This window comes from Vibrio sp. S457-15 (genome assembly GCF_000960545.1).
In the GTDB taxonomy this organism is placed as follows: domain Bacteria; phylum Pseudomonadota; class Gammaproteobacteria; order Enterobacterales; family Vibrionaceae; genus Vibrio; species Vibrio parahaemolyticus.
The window spans coordinates 22,495-40,045 of the sequence record NZ_JYOQ01000033.1; the positions used below are offsets into that span (position 1 = coordinate 22,495).

At 45.4% G+C, this 17,551-nt stretch carries 22 protein-coding genes; 17 read left to right on the forward strand and 5 right to left on the reverse strand.

Features of this window, described 5'->3' with window-relative positions; genetic code table 11:
* The first annotated feature begins 104 nt into the window (after window positions 1-104).
* The 4 genes from UF05_RS05010 to arsJ all read left to right on the forward strand — a co-directional run bounded on the left by UF05_RS05010 (window position 105) and on the right by arsJ (window position 3,465).
* Window positions 105-440 carry a metalloregulator ArsR/SmtB family transcription factor gene (locus UF05_RS05010; RefSeq protein ID WP_005478993.1) on the forward strand — a complete coding sequence of 112 codons (336 nt, stop codon included), beginning with the start codon at window positions 105-107 and terminating at the stop codon, window positions 438-440.
* Between the two features lie 42 nt (window positions 441-482).
* Window positions 483-1,484, forward strand: coding sequence for an ArsJ-associated glyceraldehyde-3-phosphate dehydrogenase (locus tag UF05_RS05015; RefSeq protein WP_005459102.1), 1,002 nt, complete (start codon window positions 483-485; stop codon window positions 1,482-1,484).
* A gap of 12 nt (window positions 1,485-1,496) precedes the next feature.
* Window positions 1,497-1,991: a cyclin-dependent kinase inhibitor 3 family protein gene (locus UF05_RS05020; RefSeq protein ID WP_045545913.1), complete on the forward strand. Its 495-nt coding sequence runs from the start codon at window positions 1,497-1,499 to the stop codon at window positions 1,989-1,991.
* A gap of 256 nt (window positions 1,992-2,247) precedes the next feature.
* On the forward strand, window positions 2,248-3,465 hold the full coding sequence (arsJ, locus tag UF05_RS05025; RefSeq protein WP_045545912.1) for an organoarsenical effux MFS transporter ArsJ: 1,218 nt from the start codon (window positions 2,248-2,250) through the stop codon (window positions 3,463-3,465).
* 80 nt (window positions 3,466-3,545) lie between these two features.
* Here arsJ and UF05_RS05030 read toward each other — a convergent pair whose 3' ends face one another.
* Window positions 3,546-3,926: a cystatin family protein gene (locus tag UF05_RS05030; RefSeq protein ID WP_020839828.1), complete on the reverse strand. Its 381-nt coding sequence runs from the start codon at window positions 3,924-3,926 to the stop codon at window positions 3,546-3,548.
* Between the two features lie 251 nt (window positions 3,927-4,177).
* Between UF05_RS05030 and UF05_RS05035 the strand changes: the two genes are divergently transcribed.
* On the forward strand, window positions 4,178-5,191 hold the full coding sequence (locus tag UF05_RS05035; protein ID WP_045545911.1) for an acyltransferase: 1,014 nt from the start codon (window positions 4,178-4,180) through the stop codon (window positions 5,189-5,191).
* A gap of 1 nt (window position 5,192) precedes the next feature.
* On the opposite strand, the gene UF05_RS05040 is transcribed toward UF05_RS05035, so the two are convergent.
* On the reverse strand, window positions 5,193-5,522 hold the full coding sequence (locus UF05_RS05040; RefSeq protein WP_015297474.1) for a DUF2500 domain-containing protein: 330 nt from the start codon (window positions 5,520-5,522) through the stop codon (window positions 5,193-5,195).
* 241 nt (window positions 5,523-5,763) lie between these two features.
* Between UF05_RS05040 and UF05_RS05045 the strand changes: the two genes are divergently transcribed.
* From UF05_RS05045 to UF05_RS05065, 4 genes are all read left to right on the forward strand, one after another.
* Window positions 5,764-6,132: a hypothetical protein gene (locus UF05_RS05045; RefSeq protein ID WP_005489749.1), complete on the forward strand. Its 369-nt coding sequence runs from the start codon at window positions 5,764-5,766 to the stop codon at window positions 6,130-6,132.
* Between the two features lie 976 nt (window positions 6,133-7,108).
* Window positions 7,109-7,729 (forward strand): lysoplasmalogenase, encoded by a 621-nt coding sequence (locus UF05_RS05055; RefSeq protein ID WP_005481960.1) that lies wholly within the window; start codon window positions 7,109-7,111, stop codon window positions 7,727-7,729.
* 69 nt (window positions 7,730-7,798) lie between these two features.
* Window positions 7,799-8,020: a YecH family metal-binding protein gene (locus UF05_RS05060; protein WP_025795794.1), complete on the forward strand. Its 222-nt coding sequence runs from the start codon at window positions 7,799-7,801 to the stop codon at window positions 8,018-8,020.
* Between the two features lie 119 nt (window positions 8,021-8,139).
* Window positions 8,140-8,724 (forward strand): YhgN family NAAT transporter, encoded by a 585-nt coding sequence (locus UF05_RS05065; RefSeq protein ID WP_005455144.1) that lies wholly within the window; start codon window positions 8,140-8,142, stop codon window positions 8,722-8,724.
* A 53-nt stretch (window positions 8,725-8,777) separates the two neighbouring features.
* Here the strand turns inward: UF05_RS05065 and UF05_RS05070 are convergent, their stop codons facing one another.
* Complete coding sequence (locus UF05_RS05070; protein ID WP_005496405.1) at window positions 8,778-9,044, reverse strand: DUF1145 domain-containing protein; 267 nt, start codon at window positions 9,042-9,044, stop codon at window positions 8,778-8,780.
* A 25-nt stretch (window positions 9,045-9,069) separates the two neighbouring features.
* Window positions 9,070-9,669 carry a 16S rRNA (guanine(966)-N(2))-methyltransferase RsmD gene (gene rsmD / locus UF05_RS05075; protein WP_005455148.1) on the reverse strand — a complete coding sequence of 200 codons (600 nt, stop codon included), beginning with the start codon at window positions 9,667-9,669 and terminating at the stop codon, window positions 9,070-9,072.
* 223 nt (window positions 9,670-9,892) lie between these two features.
* Between rsmD and ftsY the strand changes: the two genes are divergently transcribed.
* The 6 genes from ftsY to glpG all read left to right on the forward strand — a co-directional run bounded on the left by ftsY (window position 9,893) and on the right by glpG (window position 15,491).
* Entirely contained in the window at window positions 9,893-11,146 is a 1,254-nt protein-coding gene (gene ftsY / locus UF05_RS05080) for a signal recognition particle-docking protein FtsY (RefSeq protein WP_045545910.1), read from the forward strand.
* A 22-nt stretch (window positions 11,147-11,168) separates the two neighbouring features.
* Entirely contained in the window at window positions 11,169-11,843 is a 675-nt protein-coding gene (gene ftsE / locus UF05_RS05085) for a cell division ATP-binding protein FtsE (RefSeq protein ID WP_005481953.1), read from the forward strand.
* Window positions 11,833-12,801 carry a permease-like cell division protein FtsX gene (ftsX, locus tag UF05_RS05090; protein ID WP_005481956.1) on the forward strand — a complete coding sequence of 323 codons (969 nt, stop codon included), beginning with the start codon at window positions 11,833-11,835 and terminating at the stop codon, window positions 12,799-12,801. The genes ftsE and ftsX overlap by 11 nt, the downstream gene beginning before the upstream one ends.
* 175 nt (window positions 12,802-12,976) lie before the next feature.
* A complete protein-coding gene (gene rpoH, locus UF05_RS05095) occupies window positions 12,977-13,837 on the forward strand; it encodes an RNA polymerase sigma factor RpoH (protein ID WP_020839826.1) in 861 nt (286 codons plus the stop codon).
* A 491-nt stretch (window positions 13,838-14,328) separates the two neighbouring features.
* Window positions 14,329-14,649, forward strand: coding sequence for a thiosulfate sulfurtransferase GlpE (gene glpE, locus UF05_RS05100; RefSeq protein ID WP_005460380.1), 321 nt, complete (start codon window positions 14,329-14,331; stop codon window positions 14,647-14,649).
* Complete coding sequence (glpG, locus tag UF05_RS05105; protein ID WP_005496414.1) at window positions 14,649-15,491, forward strand: rhomboid family intramembrane serine protease GlpG; 843 nt, start codon at window positions 14,649-14,651, stop codon at window positions 15,489-15,491. The genes glpE and glpG overlap by 1 nt, the downstream gene beginning before the upstream one ends.
* 59 nt (window positions 15,492-15,550) lie before the next feature.
* On the opposite strand, the gene UF05_RS05110 is transcribed toward glpG, so the two are convergent.
* Complete coding sequence (locus tag UF05_RS05110; protein ID WP_005460376.1) at window positions 15,551-15,961, reverse strand: flagellar basal body-associated protein FliL; 411 nt, start codon at window positions 15,959-15,961, stop codon at window positions 15,551-15,553.
* Window positions 15,962-16,114: 153 nt separating this feature from the next.
* Between UF05_RS05110 and UF05_RS05115 the strand changes: the two genes are divergently transcribed.
* Window positions 16,115-16,654 carry a chorismate lyase gene (locus UF05_RS05115; RefSeq protein WP_021448417.1) on the forward strand — a complete coding sequence of 180 codons (540 nt, stop codon included), beginning with the start codon at window positions 16,115-16,117 and terminating at the stop codon, window positions 16,652-16,654.
* Window positions 16,655-17,509 (forward strand): 4-hydroxybenzoate octaprenyltransferase, encoded by an 855-nt coding sequence (gene ubiA / locus UF05_RS05120; protein WP_005460372.1) that lies wholly within the window; start codon window positions 16,655-16,657, stop codon window positions 17,507-17,509.
* Window positions 17,510-17,551: the final 42 nt, after the last annotated feature.

The window sequence follows — 17,551 nt, forward strand, 5'->3', positions numbered from 1 at the left end:
CTCTCAATTAGTATGAAACTTTTATGAAGGCAAGGGCGAGGCTCTTGACGCCTTGGCACAATTAAATAAACATATACGCATATCCATATATAGGTATGTTAACTATGCTTCCACATCAGTTTTTCAAGCTTTTATCTGACGAGACTCGTGTGCGCTGCTTAATGCTGGTGGCCCGCGAAGGAGAAATTTGCGTAGGTGATTTGGCGTTTGCATTGCAAGAGAGTCAGCCGAAAGTTTCTCGTCATCTTGCTCAGTTAAGATCGAGTGGCATTTTAGTCGATAAGCGTCAGGGACAATGGGTGTACTACGAGTTATCGCAGCAATTGCCAGGATGGATGCGCAAGTTGATTGAAGACTTAGTAGCATCGAATTGCTTGAAGCAAGAATACCAAGACGACATTACACGCTTGCACGATAAAAGTCGTGAGGCTTGCTGTTAACAGCGAACAAAGATTCAAGGTTGAAGATTAAAGGGTAAGACTATGACGATTAAAGTTGGGATTAACGGGTTTGGGCGCATTGGGCGTTTGGCGCTGCGCGCGGCATTCGATTGGCCAGAATTGGAATTTGTGCAAATCAATGATGTTGCGGGCGATGCAGCAACGTTGGGGCACTTATTGGAGTTCGACTCTGTTCAAGGCCGTTGGCACCATGAAGTGCAGGTTGAGGGAAATGAACTCGTCATCAATGGCAAGCGCATCGCGACGACGCAGCATCGCGACATCGATGCAGTGAATTGGTCTGGTTGTGATGTTGTGATTGAAGCGACAGGCGTGCACCGCAAAACATCGTACCTTGACCAATATCTCGATCAGGGCGTGAAGCGAGTGGTGGTTAGCGCACCAGTGAAAGAAGAAGGCATTGCGAACATCGTTGTTGGCGTGAACGACCACATTTTCGATCCTGACAAACATCGTATCGTGACAGCGGCTTCGTGCACGACCAACTGCATCGCACCAGTAGTAAAAGTCATTCATGAGAAATTGGGCATTGAGCAATCCTCTTTCACGACGATTCATGATTTGACCAATACGCAAACCATTTTGGATGCACCGCACAAAGATCTGCGTCGTGCCCGTGCGTGTGGTATGAGTCTTATCCCGACCACCACGGGCAGTGCGACTGCGATTGTGGAAATTTTCCCTGATTTAAAAGGCAAGATTAACGGCCACGCAGTGCGTGTCCCGTTGGCGAATGCGTCACTGACAGACATCATCTTCGATGTGAAACGCGATACCACCGCAGAAGAAGTGAATGCTTTGCTGAAAGAAGCGTCAGAAGGTGAGCTAAAAGGCATTCTTGGCTTTGAAGAGCGTCCGTTGGTGTCGATCGATTACAAAGGCGATCAACGCTCAACCATCGTTGATGCACTCTCAACAATGGTCGTTGGTTCTCGCATGGTGAAGATTTACGCGTGGTACGACAATGAAATGGGTTACGCAACGCGCACCGCAGAACTGGTTCGTAACGTTGGTTTGGCTTAATAGGAGTTCACAATGTCTCATCCTACATGGCAATTAGATTTGGACTCTGGTGCATTAGTCCTAACACCGTGCCCGGGTACGAAAGGCGTTGATTTGCAAACGTCTTTACAGCAATTAAAAGAGCAGGGTGTTCAAGCGGTGGTTACGGCATTGGACAATGCTGAGCTAGCATCGAAAGACGTCGCGGATTTGGGTGAAGTTACCCAACAACTGGGCATGAAATGGTTCCAGATCGAGATTGAAGATGATTGCGCACCCAGTGAGGATTTCGCGGTGAAGTGGCAACAAGCTAGCCCTGAACTGCATGCGATTCTTGCTCAAGATGGCAAAGTTGCGATGCACTGCATGGGCGGCTCGGGTCGCACTGGTTTGCTCGCAGCTCACTTACTGCTAGAAAAAGAATGGACGCTGGACGATATCGTGCGAGAAGTTCAGGCACTACGCCCAGACGCGTTTACCAAACCAGTGCAGCTTGAGTACATCGAACGGGTGGCAAAAGACGCGTGATCAGCTTAAATAGCTTTTGGAACATCATGATCCAAAAGCTATTGTCTGGCTTTTATAATGGAATATAGCTCAGCGATAAAGCGGAAGGTGGTAATTTAACCTTTTGTTTTTATTGATTATTAATTTTAAATTATAAATGCCAGCGTGTTTGTAAACTTGAACTAAGGTTGTATCGCCTTATGGCTGGTGTGCAGGTTAATCAGTATTTAGAACATGATGATCTAAATGCGTCTATCGCTGTACATAAGAGGTCAATATGATTTCTCAATTGAGCAAAAGTATTCGTCAGTACATGTTAGTGACGTTTAACTATTGGAACTTTACCGTAACCGACGGAGCGCTGCGTATGCTGGTGGTGCTCTATTTTCACGACTTGGGTTATTCAACGTTAGCCATTGCCTCGCTCTTTCTTTTCTATGAATTTTTTGGCGTGGTGACCAATCTGATTGGTGGTTGGTTAGGGGCCCGTTTAGGCCTGAACAAAACCATGAATATTGGCCTAGCGATGCAAGTGTTTGCGTTGTTAATGTTGGCTGTGCCCAACGCTTGGCTGACGATTCCTTGGGTGATGGCTGCGCAAGCTTTGTCTGGTATCGCTAAAGATCTCAACAAGATGAGTGCAAAGAGTGCGATTAAGACGCTAGTACCAGATGAGCAGCAAGGCGCACTTTACAAATGGGTGGCGATTTTGACGGGCTCGAAGAACGCACTCAAAGGGGCGGGGTTCTTTGTCGGTGGCTTGTTGTTGTCTTGGGTGGGTTTCCAAAACTCGATGTTTATTATGGCGAGTGTGCTCGCGGTAGTGTTCATTTGCAGTATGATCTGGCTAGAAGCCGACATGGGTAAAGCGAAAAATAAGCCTAAGTTTAGCCACATTTTTTCTAAGTCTGAATCGGTCAACATTTTGTCCGCAGCGCGTATGTTCCTGTTTGGTGCGCGGGATGTCTGGTTTGTAGTGGCTTTGCCGATTTATCTCGGCAGCGTATTTGGCTGGGATCACTTGTGGGTTGGTGGCTTTTTAGCATCATGGGTGATCGCGTATGGCTTTGTGCAAGGTTTTGCACCGCGTATTACGGGTAAAGCGCAAGGTCGCGTGCCTGATGGAAGTGCGGCATTAGTGTGGGCGGGGATTCTTGCCTTAATCACGGGCGGGATTGCTTACGGAGTACAAATTGGTTGGCAGCCGGAAATCGTGATTGTGGTTGGGCTGATGATTTTTGGTGCGGTCTTTGCCATTAACTCTTCGCTGCATTCGTATCTGATTGTGAGCTATGCCAAAGGCGACGGCGTCTCGTTGGATGTCGGTTTTTACTACATGGCCAACGCCATGGGACGTTTGATTGGCACGGTATTGTCGGGGTGGATTTACCAAGAAGCAGGACTAGCGGCGTGTTTGTGGGTCTCTTTCGCTTTCTTGGCGCTGACAACGTTGATTTCGATTAAGTTGCCTAAAGCTAATATCGCCACGGCTTAGTTCTGATGAATGTGATGGGTTGAACAGAACATTGTGAATAAAAATGGCTCCAATCGGGAGCCATTTTTTATGTCTGCATATTATGAGCAGAAGCGTCCAAGTTTTGCAGGTTGCGTCATCTTGATTTCGTCGTCTAACGAGCGGTAGACAATCGTATTCCAGATTTCGCCATTATCCATTTCAAATTCAATCGCGTAATTCATGCCGCTTACCACCTGAGTGCGAACACTGAGGATTTGCTTTAACTTAGCGGAAGTGTTCATTTGCGCGAGTACCACATCAAGCAATGGTTGAGCTTCATCGGTCATGTCACTTTGCGACCATCCGCCGGGCAGTTTTTCTAAGTTACAGATTGGGTTCGCTTCCGGTTGCGATTGGGCAGGTGCCTCGGTCTCTTCCTTTTGATTACATCCAGCTAAAGCCACTACACATACGAGTGACGCCAATAATGTTTTCTTCATAACAAGACCTTTCTTTGTAATGTGCTCAGTATCCTAGGAGGTTCTGTTCATTATATCTATTTCATATTCGAGAAAGTGTTGGTCACATATCGCTTCGTTTCAATTGATTCTGTTCAGCAGTATTTATCGGTTAAATACAATTAACAGGTCATTGTTGGGTTAAAAATAAGCAAAAACAGATTGTTAACTATTTAATTGAGTGAAAATTGCCCTATGCTATAAACGATAAGCGATCCAAGGTAGGAAAGGATATGAGAGAAAGGGTTCTGTTTTTTGATTTATTGCGCTGCGTCGCCGCAGTGGCCGTGATCGCTATTCATGTCTTGGCGCCTTATCGAAACGAGTTGGGCGTGATCCCAATGGACCAATGGCTCACCGCCGTTGGAGTGAACAGCGTGACCCGATGGGCGGTGCCGGTATTTATTTTGATTACGGGCGCTCTGATGCTCAGTGATACACGTCCTTTTGATGGTAAGTATTACGTGAAGCGGCGTTTGGGGAAGGTGTTGGTGCCTTTTCTGATTTGGTCGATGTTTTACGCGTATCTATCGGGTTGGACGGCACACGGATTCGATTTTGAAACCGTCAAAGAAGTGCTGAGTAATAGTCCGTTTCATGCCACCTATTACCATTTAGGCTTCTTCTATTACTTTATTCCTCTGTATTTCGTGATTCCTCTATTCCAATGGATGGCACGTAATGTCGATGACAACGTCCTCTATACCTATCTGGCTTTTTGGATGTTCACTAGCACGTTATTCCTGTTCAAGATTGATGGGCCATGGAGTAACCAAATGTGGCTCTATATGGGCTATCTGCCTTTGGGTTATGTACTGTTTCAAAAAGTGCCACTAAATCGCTCTATGGTGACGTTGTTCACTGGGTTTGGATTGGTGGCGTTAGCCGTGACATTCACCATGGTGGTGACCAACAGTTTGGAAGCGGAGAAATACACCGTGGGGCGTTGGTTGTCATACAAAACATTGAACGTGATTTTGGCGGCATCGATGATTTTTATGCTGTGTCGGTATTTTGGGGAAGGGTTGCCGAAGAACGTGCAGAAAGTGGTGAGTTTTATCAGCCAGCACAGCTTGGGCCTTTACTTACTTCACCCAATCTTCTTATGGCCGATGAAAGAGTTCGGTTGGTATACCGGTCATCCGGTATGGGTGATCCCTGTGTGGATTGTGTTAAGTGGGGCGGGAGCCTTGGCGATGAGTTATTTGTTCTCGAAATCAGCCAAGACTCGTTGGTTACTGCCGTAAGTTAGCGTTTGATGGCGAAATGTAGGAATTTGTCGCCGCAGTAGGTCAGGGTGCCTTTATCGCCTGGATTAAGCGCGTGGTAATAGTGCACGCCAATTTGGAATTCTCGTTTCGGGCCGATTGGGCCACGTTGCACATAAATCCAATATTCTTGGTCGTCCTGTCCCGGCTGCGCATCCGGCACATCGATCGCTTGTTTGTCTAAAATCGTGACTTGAACACTTTGTTCTGGCGCATCTTCACCAACGTAATGTTTGCTGTAGAAACGAAAGAACACCCATGCGCCAAGGGCGATGAGGGCAAAAATGGCCAAGATAAGTGAGATTGGCATGATAACCTCCAATGTTTCATTGGGCCCTATTCTACAGAACTCCCTGATTAAACTATGAGTTGAGATAAACTATTCGTGATCTAATAAAAGGGGTGTAGATTTTATTCGGCGGACTTCACAGTTTATATGCGTGCAAGGGCACAATTTGAAAGGAAAATTGCACTTAACCGCTCGAAAAAGCTCTAAATTTATAGAAGAATGAAATGACTAACGAAGGGAAGGTCAGTAAAGGAGGGTTACGATGTCAGATATCGAAAAAGTAGTCATGCGTACCCGAACGATCGAAAAGCTTTTGCGTACTCAATATCACGCAGAAGGGAAAGGGTTGCACCAACTTATCAGCAGTTGTGAAGAGCGCTTACCTCATGATGTGATCGCGAAATTGCGTTTTATCGCCACTGTGCGTAATAAAGTTGTGCATGAGGACAACTATAAGCTGGATGATCGAAAAGGTTTCATGGCAGCGTGTGATGACTGTGAAAAAGAGTTAACGCCAAGAAGTTCCCGTTTTATTTGGCGAACCGCTATTTTGCTAATGGCGCTAATCACACTCGCTGCACTCGGTTTTTACTACATGCATTGGGACATCTTGTCAGAGCACATACAGTAAACCTAAAAATTGAGAAATAAAAAAGGACGCGAAAGTGTCCTTTTTTATTTTTAATCAGTGACTTAGTACATCATTGGCAGTGTCATTAAACCCACAACCACTGCAATCATAACCAGCCCTTGTTTTTGAGAAGATGAAATCATAACACTACCCCTTAAATCTTTGATGAACTCGATGGGATAAATATAGCACTGTTTTTGGCTGTTGATCAACGTATCTGTAGAAAACTTTTCAAAACTCATACTTAACTTGGCTGTTTTTACTTTAAATTGACCAATAAAACAGTGTTTTTTGGGCTGTATTCAAAGTGTTCGCTTTGGGGTTTAATTATACTTTTTTGTTTTAAGTTGTTGATTTTTATGTGTTATAAATGGTTAATAAGTGGCTGTTATATTGTTTTTTGTCTCAGTTTGGTGGTTGATTTAGTATTTAGTCTGTATTTCTCAAAAGTTGAGAAAAGTGAGTGTTGTTCTATGGCGGTGGTTAATGAAGGCACTAGGATGGTGCAAGAATTTCTTATCTGATGAGAAAATCTGGCAAGGAAGTATGATTGGTGAGGCGTGGAGCGGCTAATGGTGTTTTTGCCCTCATTAACGTTAATGTGTTTTTATTTATCATTGGGTTACGTTGTTTTAATGATATTTTTAATACAAACAAATCTACTTGGAGAGTGATGTTTAGATGGGCTTATCATGGCATTCTTTCCCATATCAGGATGAATAGGGGTAACCAGACTTTTTGTGGTTGATGTTTGTCCGTGTTGATGGTCATACACACAAGTTGGCTTTTTTACACACACTATGAAATCGTGTGAACACTAACCACGAATTCCAATCCACATCATTTTTGCTAGCGCTAGAGAGGGTTACAAAATGTTTCGAATCGCTAGCGAGATCCAACTTTCGTAGATTGTGTCTTTACATCAAAACTGGTCTACCTAGACTAGCGGCGAGTTTAAGTAAAAGGTATGTACGGCATGTGGAGTTGGCTGGCGATAGGGTTATCAGGTATGTATTCCGTGTTGGGTGCAAAGCAAGCGAACCCGACACAATCCTTAGTGTTTAAAATCTTTACGCTATTACTTCTTCTTATTTTGGTGCTAACCCAAGGGCCGTCGGCCGATCACAGCTACTGGATTGCTGGTGGTTTGGTGGTTTCTATGTTCGCCGATACGCTGCATTCGTTTAAAACTCGCAAGCTGATCTATTTTGCTGCCTATCTCGCAGCGCAAGTGTGCTACAGCAAATCTTTTTGGGTTCAGCTCAATGGCGATATCGTGTGGTGGTTGTTGGCTTTGTTGCTTGCCGCCAGTATCGTGGCGTTTTTCCTTCTTTTACCGCAGTTAGATTCGCTCGTTTTTCCCGTTGTGACTATGGGCATAATGCTAGTGCAGCTCGCTTGGGCGGCGGGTGAGGTTTGGCTACAAACGCCTAGCTACGCGAATGCCATTGGCTTTAGTGGCACCGTCATCATGACGTATTCCGCGCTCGCTTACGCCATACACGGATTCCGTAAACCAATGAAGCGCGCGTATGTTTGGGTAAGTGGTAGCTACTTTCTTGCTCATGCACTCATTGTTGCTTCTATCATTTACTAACGTAAGTCAAAGCAGTGCTCGACGATTTCAGTACACTGGTCGGGTTCTATTTGCTAACTGGAGTTAATGATGAGTGGCATTCATGCTCACAACTTACTAAACCTACTACGTGAAACCCCAATGAGCCGCGACGAGCTCGCACAACATTTTGGCGCAGACGTACGCTTTCATACCTGTAAGTTGAATGATCTAGACTTAGATGCATTGCTAACCTTTTTATTACAGCGCGATAAGGTTCGCGAACTCGAAGGCAAGTTCGTCGTCAACATGGCGCGTATTTGCAACCATTAAGCGGCGTCTGAGGTTGTTTCGGTAATCGGGGGCGAATTATCTGATTTCGCCCTTAGCCGTATACTCGCGCAATCTCCTTACTATACACTGGTCGCCATTTTTTTCGTCGAGGCCAGAACATGGATATTCTTTCTGCAGCGACCATGCTGTTTCTTATCATGGACCCTCTTGGCAATTTGCCCATTGTGTTGTCCATTCTTAAACACATCGATCCCAAACGTCGTCGTAAGGTGCTCATCCGCGAGTTGATTTTTGCCTTATTGATTTTGATGTTGTTCTTGTTCGCCGGACAAAGCATCCTGAGCTTTTTGCACGTACAGCCGGAAACCTTGAGTATCTCTGGTGGCATCATCTTATTTATCATCGCAATTAAGATGATTTTCCCAAGTGCAGGGAGCATCACCGGGTTAGCGGCGGGTGAAGAGCCGTTTATTGTGCCGATGGCGATTCCAATGATTGCCGGCCCATCAGTGATTGCCGCGTTGCTTCTGCTTTCTTCCCAGCATCCCGACAAACTGGTCGAACTCTCAGCGTCAGTGGTGATTGCGTGGGGCGCGACCTTCTTTATTTTGATGTTCTATGGCTTTTTCAATCGTCTGTTGGGCGAACGCGGCCTGAAAGCGGTGGAACGCTTGATGGGCTTGTTATTGGTGATGATTTCCACCCAGATGTTCCTAGATGGTGTGAAAAGCTATTTGGGATAAATCAAAGACAACAAAAAGCCGCTCCAGTGAGCGGCTTTTCTTTATAACGATGTTTACATCATGTGTTTACGACGAATGTCGAGCAGGGCAAAAATACCAAAAATCAAGATGGAATACTTTTCCCAACTGCTCATCTGAATCTTATCGCCAAATGCACCAATGAAGATTGCCATTTGCAAACCGTGCATGATGAACAAGAAGGCTGTCATGATGTACAACGCAATCGCAGCATTACCTGGAAATGGCATCACAATATTCAGAATCAAAACCAGCCAAACAAAGGCAATCGCCGCTTTAGCTAGGATAAGTAGTGCTTTCATTTTAGTGTCCTTTTAAATCGAGGCGTTAGGCTGAGGTACGTTCATACAGACGGTAACTGACTTGGCCTGCGGTTTTTTCTCTGTGCAGGTGCCAATTTTCCGGAAGCCCAGCAATGCTCAGCTCTTTTTCCGTTTCAATATAAATCATTGCATCTTCTGCAAGCCAACCGTTTTGCTCTAACAAGGTCACGGTTTCATCCAATAATCCCTTACGGAAAGGTGGATCGATGAAAACCACGTGATGTGGTGTGCCTGGTTGTTTCAGAAAGCTCAAGGCATCGGTGTTCACCACTTGGATATTAGTGGCTTTCAACGACGCGACGTTTTTTTGTAACTGCTGAAAAGCTTGCGGGTTGAGCTCAATCATGGTCACGAGTTCTGCTTGGCGTGAAGCCGATTCAAAACCCAAACCACCAGAGCCAGCAAATAAATCGAGGCATTTTGCTTGCGGCACATCTTGTGCTAACCAGTTAAACAGGGTTTCTTTCACGCGGTCAGTGGTTGGACGCAAACCTTCAGCGTCATGAACAGGGAGTTTTCTGCCTCTCCATAAACCACTAATAATGCGAACAAAGCCCGTTGTTGGCTTTTTTTGTGATGTGTTTTGCTGGCGACGTCTTACCATAGATTTTTTGACCGCTAATAAAGTGATACTATACCCAATCGCCCAAGCTTTGAGCTTGGATACAGCCCAGAAAATTCAAGATGACAGAGTGTAACACTAATAAGATTAGAATCACCTAATTGGAAAGTTTTCACAACTTTGTCATTAGCCTTTTTTAGACAGATAATAATCTTGTCCAAAAAGAGTCATTAATAGATATAAAGACAATCTAGGATAGCCCCAGATGACGGAAAAAAAGAAGCGCGGATTACTTTCGTGGCTAGGTTTTGGTGACGAAGAACAAAGCCCAAAACCAAAAACTGAAGAAACAGTAACAGAAGAAGCAGTGGAAGCGCCTTCTGAAGAGCAGCAAACCGAAGAGGTTGCTGAGCAAGCGCAACAAACTCAAGAGCTTGAACAAGAGCCAGAAAAAGCTGAGGCTGCCCCAGCAGAAGCAGAAGCAGAAGCAGAAGCAGAAGCAGAAGCAGAAGCAGAAGCAGAAGCAGAAGCAGAAGCAGAAGCAGAAGAGCCACAAGTATCGGTTGCGCCTCGTATTCAAGAGCAAGAAAAGCCGACAGAAAGCTTCTTCGCTCGCCTTAAGCGCAGCCTAAGCCGTACGAAAGCAAACATCGGTGCTGGTTTCTTTGGTCTGTTCAGCGGTAAAAAAATCGATGACGACCTATTTGAAGAGCTAGAAGAGCAACTGCTCATTGCCGATGTGGGCATGGACACCACCACAAAAATCATCAACAACCTGACAGAAAAAGCCTCTCGTGGTGATCTGAAAGATGGCGAAGCCCTTTATGGTCTGCTGAAAGAAGAAATGGCGGAGATTCTATCTAAAGTAGAACAGCCTCTAGATATCGACAGTAGCAAAACACCTTATGTCATCTTGATGGTTGGTGTGAATGGTGTGGGTAAAACCACCACCATCGGTAAACTTGCGAAGCAGTTCCAAAGCCAAGGCAAGAAAGTAATGTTAGCGGCAGGCGATACTTTCCGAGCGGCTGCAGTTGAGCAGCTACAAGTGTGGGGCGAGCGTAACAATGTTCCTGTGATCGCGCAGCATACTGGCGCAGACAGCGCATCGGTTATCTACGATGCGATTGAAGCGGCAAAAGCGCGTGGCGTCGATGTGGTTATCGCCGATACGGCGGGTCGTCTACAAAACAAAGCCAACCTAATGGAAGAGCTACGCAAGATTGTACGTGTGATGAAGAAAATTGATGATTCTGCACCACATGAAATCATGCTGACGCTGGATGCGGGTACTGGTCAAAATGCGATTAGCCAAGCGAAACTTTTCAGTGATGTAGCTCCTCTAACCGGGATTACATTGACTAAGCTGGATGGTACAGCGAAGGGCGGCGTTATTTTCGCTATCGCTGATCAGTTTGGTATTCCAATTCGCTACATTGGTGTTGGCGAAGGCATTGAAGACTTGCGTCCTTTTGAAACTCAAGAGTTTATCGACGCTTTGTTTAGCCGTGAAGAGTAATTGAAGTTAGAGGAAATCAACGGTGATCAAATTTCAACAAGTGAGTAAAGCTTACCGAGGTGGTCGACAAGCACTACAAAAAGTCGATTTTCACCTGAGGCGCGGAGAAATGGCGTTTTTAGGCGGGCACTCCGGCGCCGGTAAAAGTACCTTGTTGAAATTGATATGTGCGATAGAGCGTCCAACCGATGGCAAAATCCATTTCAATGGTCACGACATCACGCGCATCCCAAGCAAAGACATTCCATTTTTGCGCCGCAATATTGGGATTGTCTTTCAAGATCACCGTCTATTAATGGACCGCAGTGTGTACGACAACGTCGCACTGCCGATGCGTATTGAATCTATTTCCGAAACTGAAATTAAGCGTCGCGTTTCTGCGGCGTTAGACAAAACGGGCTTACTCGATAAAGCCCGTTGTTTGCCGAGCCAGCTCTCTGGTGGTGAACAACAACGCGTTGGTATTGCCCGTGCAGTGGTAAACCGACCAACGTTATTAGTGGCAGATGAGCCAACGGGTAACCTTGACCCAGAATTATCCAATCGTGTGTTGCGTTTATTCGAAGAATTTAACCGTGCGGGCGTGACCATCCTACTTGCCACGCACGATGTTGGGTTAGTAAACACTCGCCCACAATATCGTCATTTTGAATTGAACCAAGGCTTCCTAAGTGAGGTAGAAGACTATGGCAGGTAACAAGCACTCCCAAAAGAAAGGGAAAGGCCGCAGTGCCAAGCGTGCAAATACCGATGGTTTTTTCTCTGTCCATGCAAAACAAGCAAAATCCTCTTTTAGCGCCTTATGGCAACGACCACTAGGCAACATTCTGACTCTAGCGGTCATCTCCATGGCACTTGCCATGCCAGCTTGTTTGTATCTATTGGGCAAAAACGTGGCAGGCGCTGCCGAAGATGTGGCATCTCCCTCGCAAGTTAGTGCTTACTTAGTGGAAGGCATGCCGGATGCGCGTGTGATGGTTCTCAAAGATCAAATTGAAACTTGGCCTCTTGTAAAAGAAGTGGAATATATTTCTCCACAGCAAGGTTTGGCCGATTTAAGCCAGTACGCGGGTTTTGACCAAGCACTGAGCTTGCTAAGCGGTTATGCGTTACCGGGCGTGTTGGTGATTACGCCAGAATCTGATATCAAAACAGACATTCAAGCCCTAGCAAAAGAAGTAGGTCAACAACAAGATGTGACCGATGTTAGGCTAGATGAAGACTGGCTTGCGCGCTTAAATGCCATCAAAACACTAGCAGGCATTATTGTCGTGACTCTGACAATCCTGATGTTGGGTGCGGTATTTTTAATCGTTGGTAACACATTACGTTTTAATGTACTGGCGAATAAAGAAGAGATTCAAACCATGAAGCTTATCGGTGCGACCGACGGCTTCATTTTGCGTCCGTACCTATACACAGGTATGTGGTTTGGTGTACTAGGTGCTGTCATTGCTTGGTTTGTTACGGCGTTAGTGACCATTGTGATGAACAGCGCCGTAGAAGATCTTGCCGCGTTGTACGACAGCCAATTCCGTTTGATTGGCCTAAGTTGGGATGAATCTTTGCTGCTGATTATCACCGGTAGCCTTTTAGGTTGTATTGCCGCGCGCATTTCAGCGCAGCGCCACTTAAAAGAAATTGAACCAGTTTAAGTGATGAAGGTCTTATACTTGGAATTTATTAGCACAAGCTAATTTTTACCTCTTGTTTAGACCAATTGTTTATGGATAATTGCTCGCCCTTCTTGAAACTTGTTCATTTTGAGTTCAAGATATCGAAGCTAAATTGCAATGTAATGCTCCAGATCAGAGATTGATGAGGAATTGAATGACAAAAGAAGCGTATCCGATGGCTCTAGTCACGCAAGATAGCCTTGATAGCTATATTCGCTCTGTAAACAGCTACCCAATGCTGACAGCAGACGAAGAGCGTGAACTGGCAGAACGATTACACTACAAAGGTGAGATTGAGGCTGCGAAAGGCCTGATCCTGTCACACCTAAGATTCGTTGTTCACGTTGCTCGAGGTTACTCAGGCTACGGTTTGCCAATGGCAGATCTAGTACAAGAGGGCAATATCGGTCTAATGAAAGCCGTTAAACGTTTTAACCCAGAAGTGGGCGTACGTTTGGTGTCTTTTGCTGTTCACTGGATCAAAGCAGAGATCCATGAGTACGTACTACGTAACTGGCGTATCGTTAAAATTGCAACAACTAAAGCGCAGCGTAAATTGTTCTTCAATCTACGCAAATCGAAAAAACGCTTAGGTTGGTTTAACAATGGCGAAGTCGAAACCGTAGCTCGTGAGTTGGGCGTAGAACCTTCCGAAGTTCGTGAGATGGAATCACGTCTTGCGGCGGTCGATTCAACGTTCGATATGCCAACTGACGATGATGACAGTGTGACTAGCTCATACACTGCACCGATGCTGTACCTAGAAGACAAATCGTCGGACGTGGCTGACAACATCGAAGCTGCAAACTGGGAAATGCACACCAATAATCGTCTTGGTCACGCACTAGCAAGCCTAGATGAGCGTAGCCAACGCATTGTGCGCTCTCGTTGGTTAGACGATGAGAAAGCAACATTGCAAGACTTGGCTGATGAGTTTGGCGTTTCTGCAGAGCGTATTCGTCAGTTAGAAAAGAATGCGATGAAGAAGCTGAAATTGGCCGTTGGTGAGTTCTAACTTCAGCCTCTAATATAAAGTAAGATTTTCATAGAAAGCCGAGATCATGTGATCTCGGCTTTTTTATTTTCGATCGAAAATAGATAGCGTTTGCGATCTAAATTTTCTGTGCTGCCTGTGTATAACTCTGTGAGGTAATTATTTATCAACTGTTCGAAACCCAGACAAAATAAGGGTGATAGCGGTTTTGTCGCTTGGGGATAGTTATAAATATACACACAGCTAGATCAGGATCATCACTACATCTTGTGGATCAAAAGATCCAAATATACTTTATCAACGCAATTCACAGCTTTATCCACAAATGGTTGGAATGTGTACAGTTTTAAAAGCCCTGATTATCCTTGTGTCTAAGTTTGCCACTGGATAGGTTACAATGGCGGCAGTATACCCAAATGACTTTTTCCGACTTAATACACCGAGCAGCTGAGTTTTTAGTTCGGGTGCCAAGGTTATTTGGGTATATTCATAACGACAGAATGAGAAAGTAAATGGACCAGTTTCAGCATATCGATGTACAAGGTGCACAGGCTTTGCTTGAGCAGGGCGAGGCAAAGCTTGTAGATATTCGTGATCCTCAATCGTTTGCCGTGGCACATGCTGAGTCGGCTTATCATCTAACCAACGATACGATTGTGGCGTTTATGGAAGATGTAGAGTTTGAACAGCCGATCCTCGTGATGTGTTATCACGGAATTAGCAGCCAAGGCGCAGCGCAATATTTAGTTAACCAAGGTTTCGAACAGGTGTACAGTGTAGACGGTGGCTTTGAAGCCTGGCAGCGAGCACAACTACCGATAGTGAGAAGTTAATGAAGAGATTGGTAACGTTAAATAATCCACGCATGGCGCAAGCCTTTATCGATTATATGGCCTCTCGTCAGATAGATATTGAGATGATGCCCGAAGGTGAAGGACAATTTGCACTTTGGCTTACGGACAGCCAGCATGAAGTTGAGGCAGAGGCCGAACTGAAGCAATTTTTGGCGAATCCATCCGCTAGCAAATACAGCGCCGCTTCCTGGGACGTTGCCGATACTCGTAAGAGCCAATTTCATTACGCTAGCCCAAGCATCATGGGAATGATCAAAGCCAAAGCCGGTCCAGTGACCTTATTGATCATGACCGTATGCGCCGTGATTTATGGTTTGCAGATGTTAGGCTTTGGAAATGGGGTATTTGCTCTGTTGCACTTTCCCGCGTTTGAAGGCCAGCAATGGCAATTGTGGCGTTGGGTGAGTCATGCATTGCTGCATTTCTCGGTAACACACATCATCTTTAACTTGTTGTGGTGGTGGCAACTTGGTGGCGATATTGAACGTCGACTTGGTTCTGGCAAGTTACTGCAAATCTTTGTGGTATCTGCGGCACTCTCTGGTGCTGGCCAGTTCTATGTTGAAGGTGCGAACTTCGGCGGGTTATCTGGTGTTGTGTACGCGCTACTCGGCTATTTGTGGGTTTTGGGTTACCGTTTACCTCATTTAGGTTTAACGCTGCCGAAATCCATCATTGGTTTTATGTTGGTGTGGTTGGTACTTGGTTTTGTGCAACCGTTTATGGCCATTGCCAATACGGCTCACCTAGCTGGCTTGTTAGCCGGGATGGCGATTGCGCTGTTCGACTCGGGCAAGCAGAAATACCAACAACAAGCGTGATAGCAAAAACAAAAAAAGACCGCTCGAAAGCGGTCTTTTTGTATCTAAAGCAGCGTTCCTTACTGATAGAGGTATTTGGTAAACAGCAAATCAGCAATGACGGTTTTCCCTGTCTCTGGCAGTAAGGTTTCGTTTAGCTCTTTTACCAACGTTTTGCGTAGGTCTTCTCGGCCAGAAAGCGACTTGATCGTATCTTCGGTTTGTTTGCCTAGGAGTTCGATGACCGCATCGCGAATCAAGGGTTGATGGTGCTCAACAATCGCTAGGTCTTGTTGGCTCATCACCATGATGTCGATACGCACTTGTACATAGCCTAATTTTTTACCTTTGGTGTAAAAGTTAGTGGTTAAATCTGGCTCTAGGGTGAAGTACGCTAATTTTGGTCCAGTCTCTTCCGTTTCAGCCCAACTTGGTGCGGAGATCAGGATTGTTAACGCAAAAATAATTTGGGCTACATAACGTTTGTACATATTTCTAACTTTTCTTTCTCTGGATCGCGATATTCGAATCGCTTCAGTCTTGATACAATAGACCGTCTATAACAAATAACGGAACTTACGGTTTCAATAAGACGGTAAGTTGTTGCTTTATTGTACGCATAAAGCCTCCAATTGAATACTAGTATGAATCAGCCAACATCACTCTATCTTGCTTCTTTATTGGAAGTAGAGTGGCAAAAGCCCGAAGAATTTGAATTTCCAAACGAATTTGCCAAGCATTGGCTGGAAGAACAAGGGTCTTTGTCACGTCGTTTAAAGCAGCACTGTCAGGAATTGACGGTAGAGCTGCTGCAAAATCATATCGTCACAGCGAAGACACTGAAATCGGATGAAAGTCAGTTACTGTCTGAGCAAGATTGCCTCCTAAGAGAGGTCGTCCTGTGTGGAGACGACTGCCCTTGGGTTGTTGGTCGTACTTTGATCCCACGTACTACGTTGGTCGATCAGCAATACGACTTAGCGCAGCAAGGCGATATCCCACTAGGGCTCACCGTCTTTAGCGCCGATAATGTCGAGCGCGACTCGCTCCAAATGGGTTGGGTTCACTTGCCTCAAGGCCGTTTTCTCGCACGACGCTCAAGGTTGTGGATGAATCACAAACCTATGTTAGTCGCTGAGTTATTCTTATCGAATTCACCTATTTACGCCAAGGAGAGAGGGTAAATGTCCGCAGAAAAAGCCAAAGCATATTGGCAGCTGATGCGAATGGATCGCCCAATTGGTTCACTATTATTGTTGTGGCCAACGGTTTGGGCTCTGGTCATTGCAGCCCAAGGCATACCGAGTTGGGATGTGCTCATTGTATTTGTGTTGGGTGTATTTTTAATGCGTAGTGCAGGCTGCGTCATTAACGATTTTGCAGACCGCAAAGTCGATGGTCATGTGAAGCGTACTAAACAGCGTCCATTGCCTTCGGGTAAGGTCACGGCGAAAGAGGCGATTGGCTTATTTTTGGTTCTGGCCGTGAGCTCATTCTTACTTGTGTTGACCATGAACCCCTTAACGATTCAGCTCTCTTTTGCGGGCCTTGTCTTAGCCTTTATTTACCCTTTTATGAAGCGTTACACGCATATCCCGCAGCTGTTTTTGGGATTAGCGTTTAGCTGGGCGATTCCTATGGCGTGGGCGGCACAAACCGGTGAGCTACCAGTGATGGTTTGGTTTGTGTTTGTGATTAATGCATTGTGGACGATTGCCTACGACACTCAGTATGCAATGGTGGATCGCGATGACGATTTAAAAATCGGTATCAAATCGACAGCGATTCTGTTCGGTCGCCACGACAAGTTAATTATTGGAGTGTTACAGTTAGTGACGTTGGCGATGTTGGTGGGGCTAGGGCAGTTTTATCAATTAGGCCAAAGTTACTACTGGACGGTGCTGATTGCCGCATCATTGTTTGTTTATCAGCAGCATTTGATCCGCCACCGCGAGCGCGATTTGTGTTTCAGAGCTTTCCTTAACAACAACTACGTTGGCATGGTGATAGCGATAGGTTTATTAGTCGCGTTCTGGTAATCAATCCGAAGATCAAAAAAGGCATCCAATTGGATGCCTTTT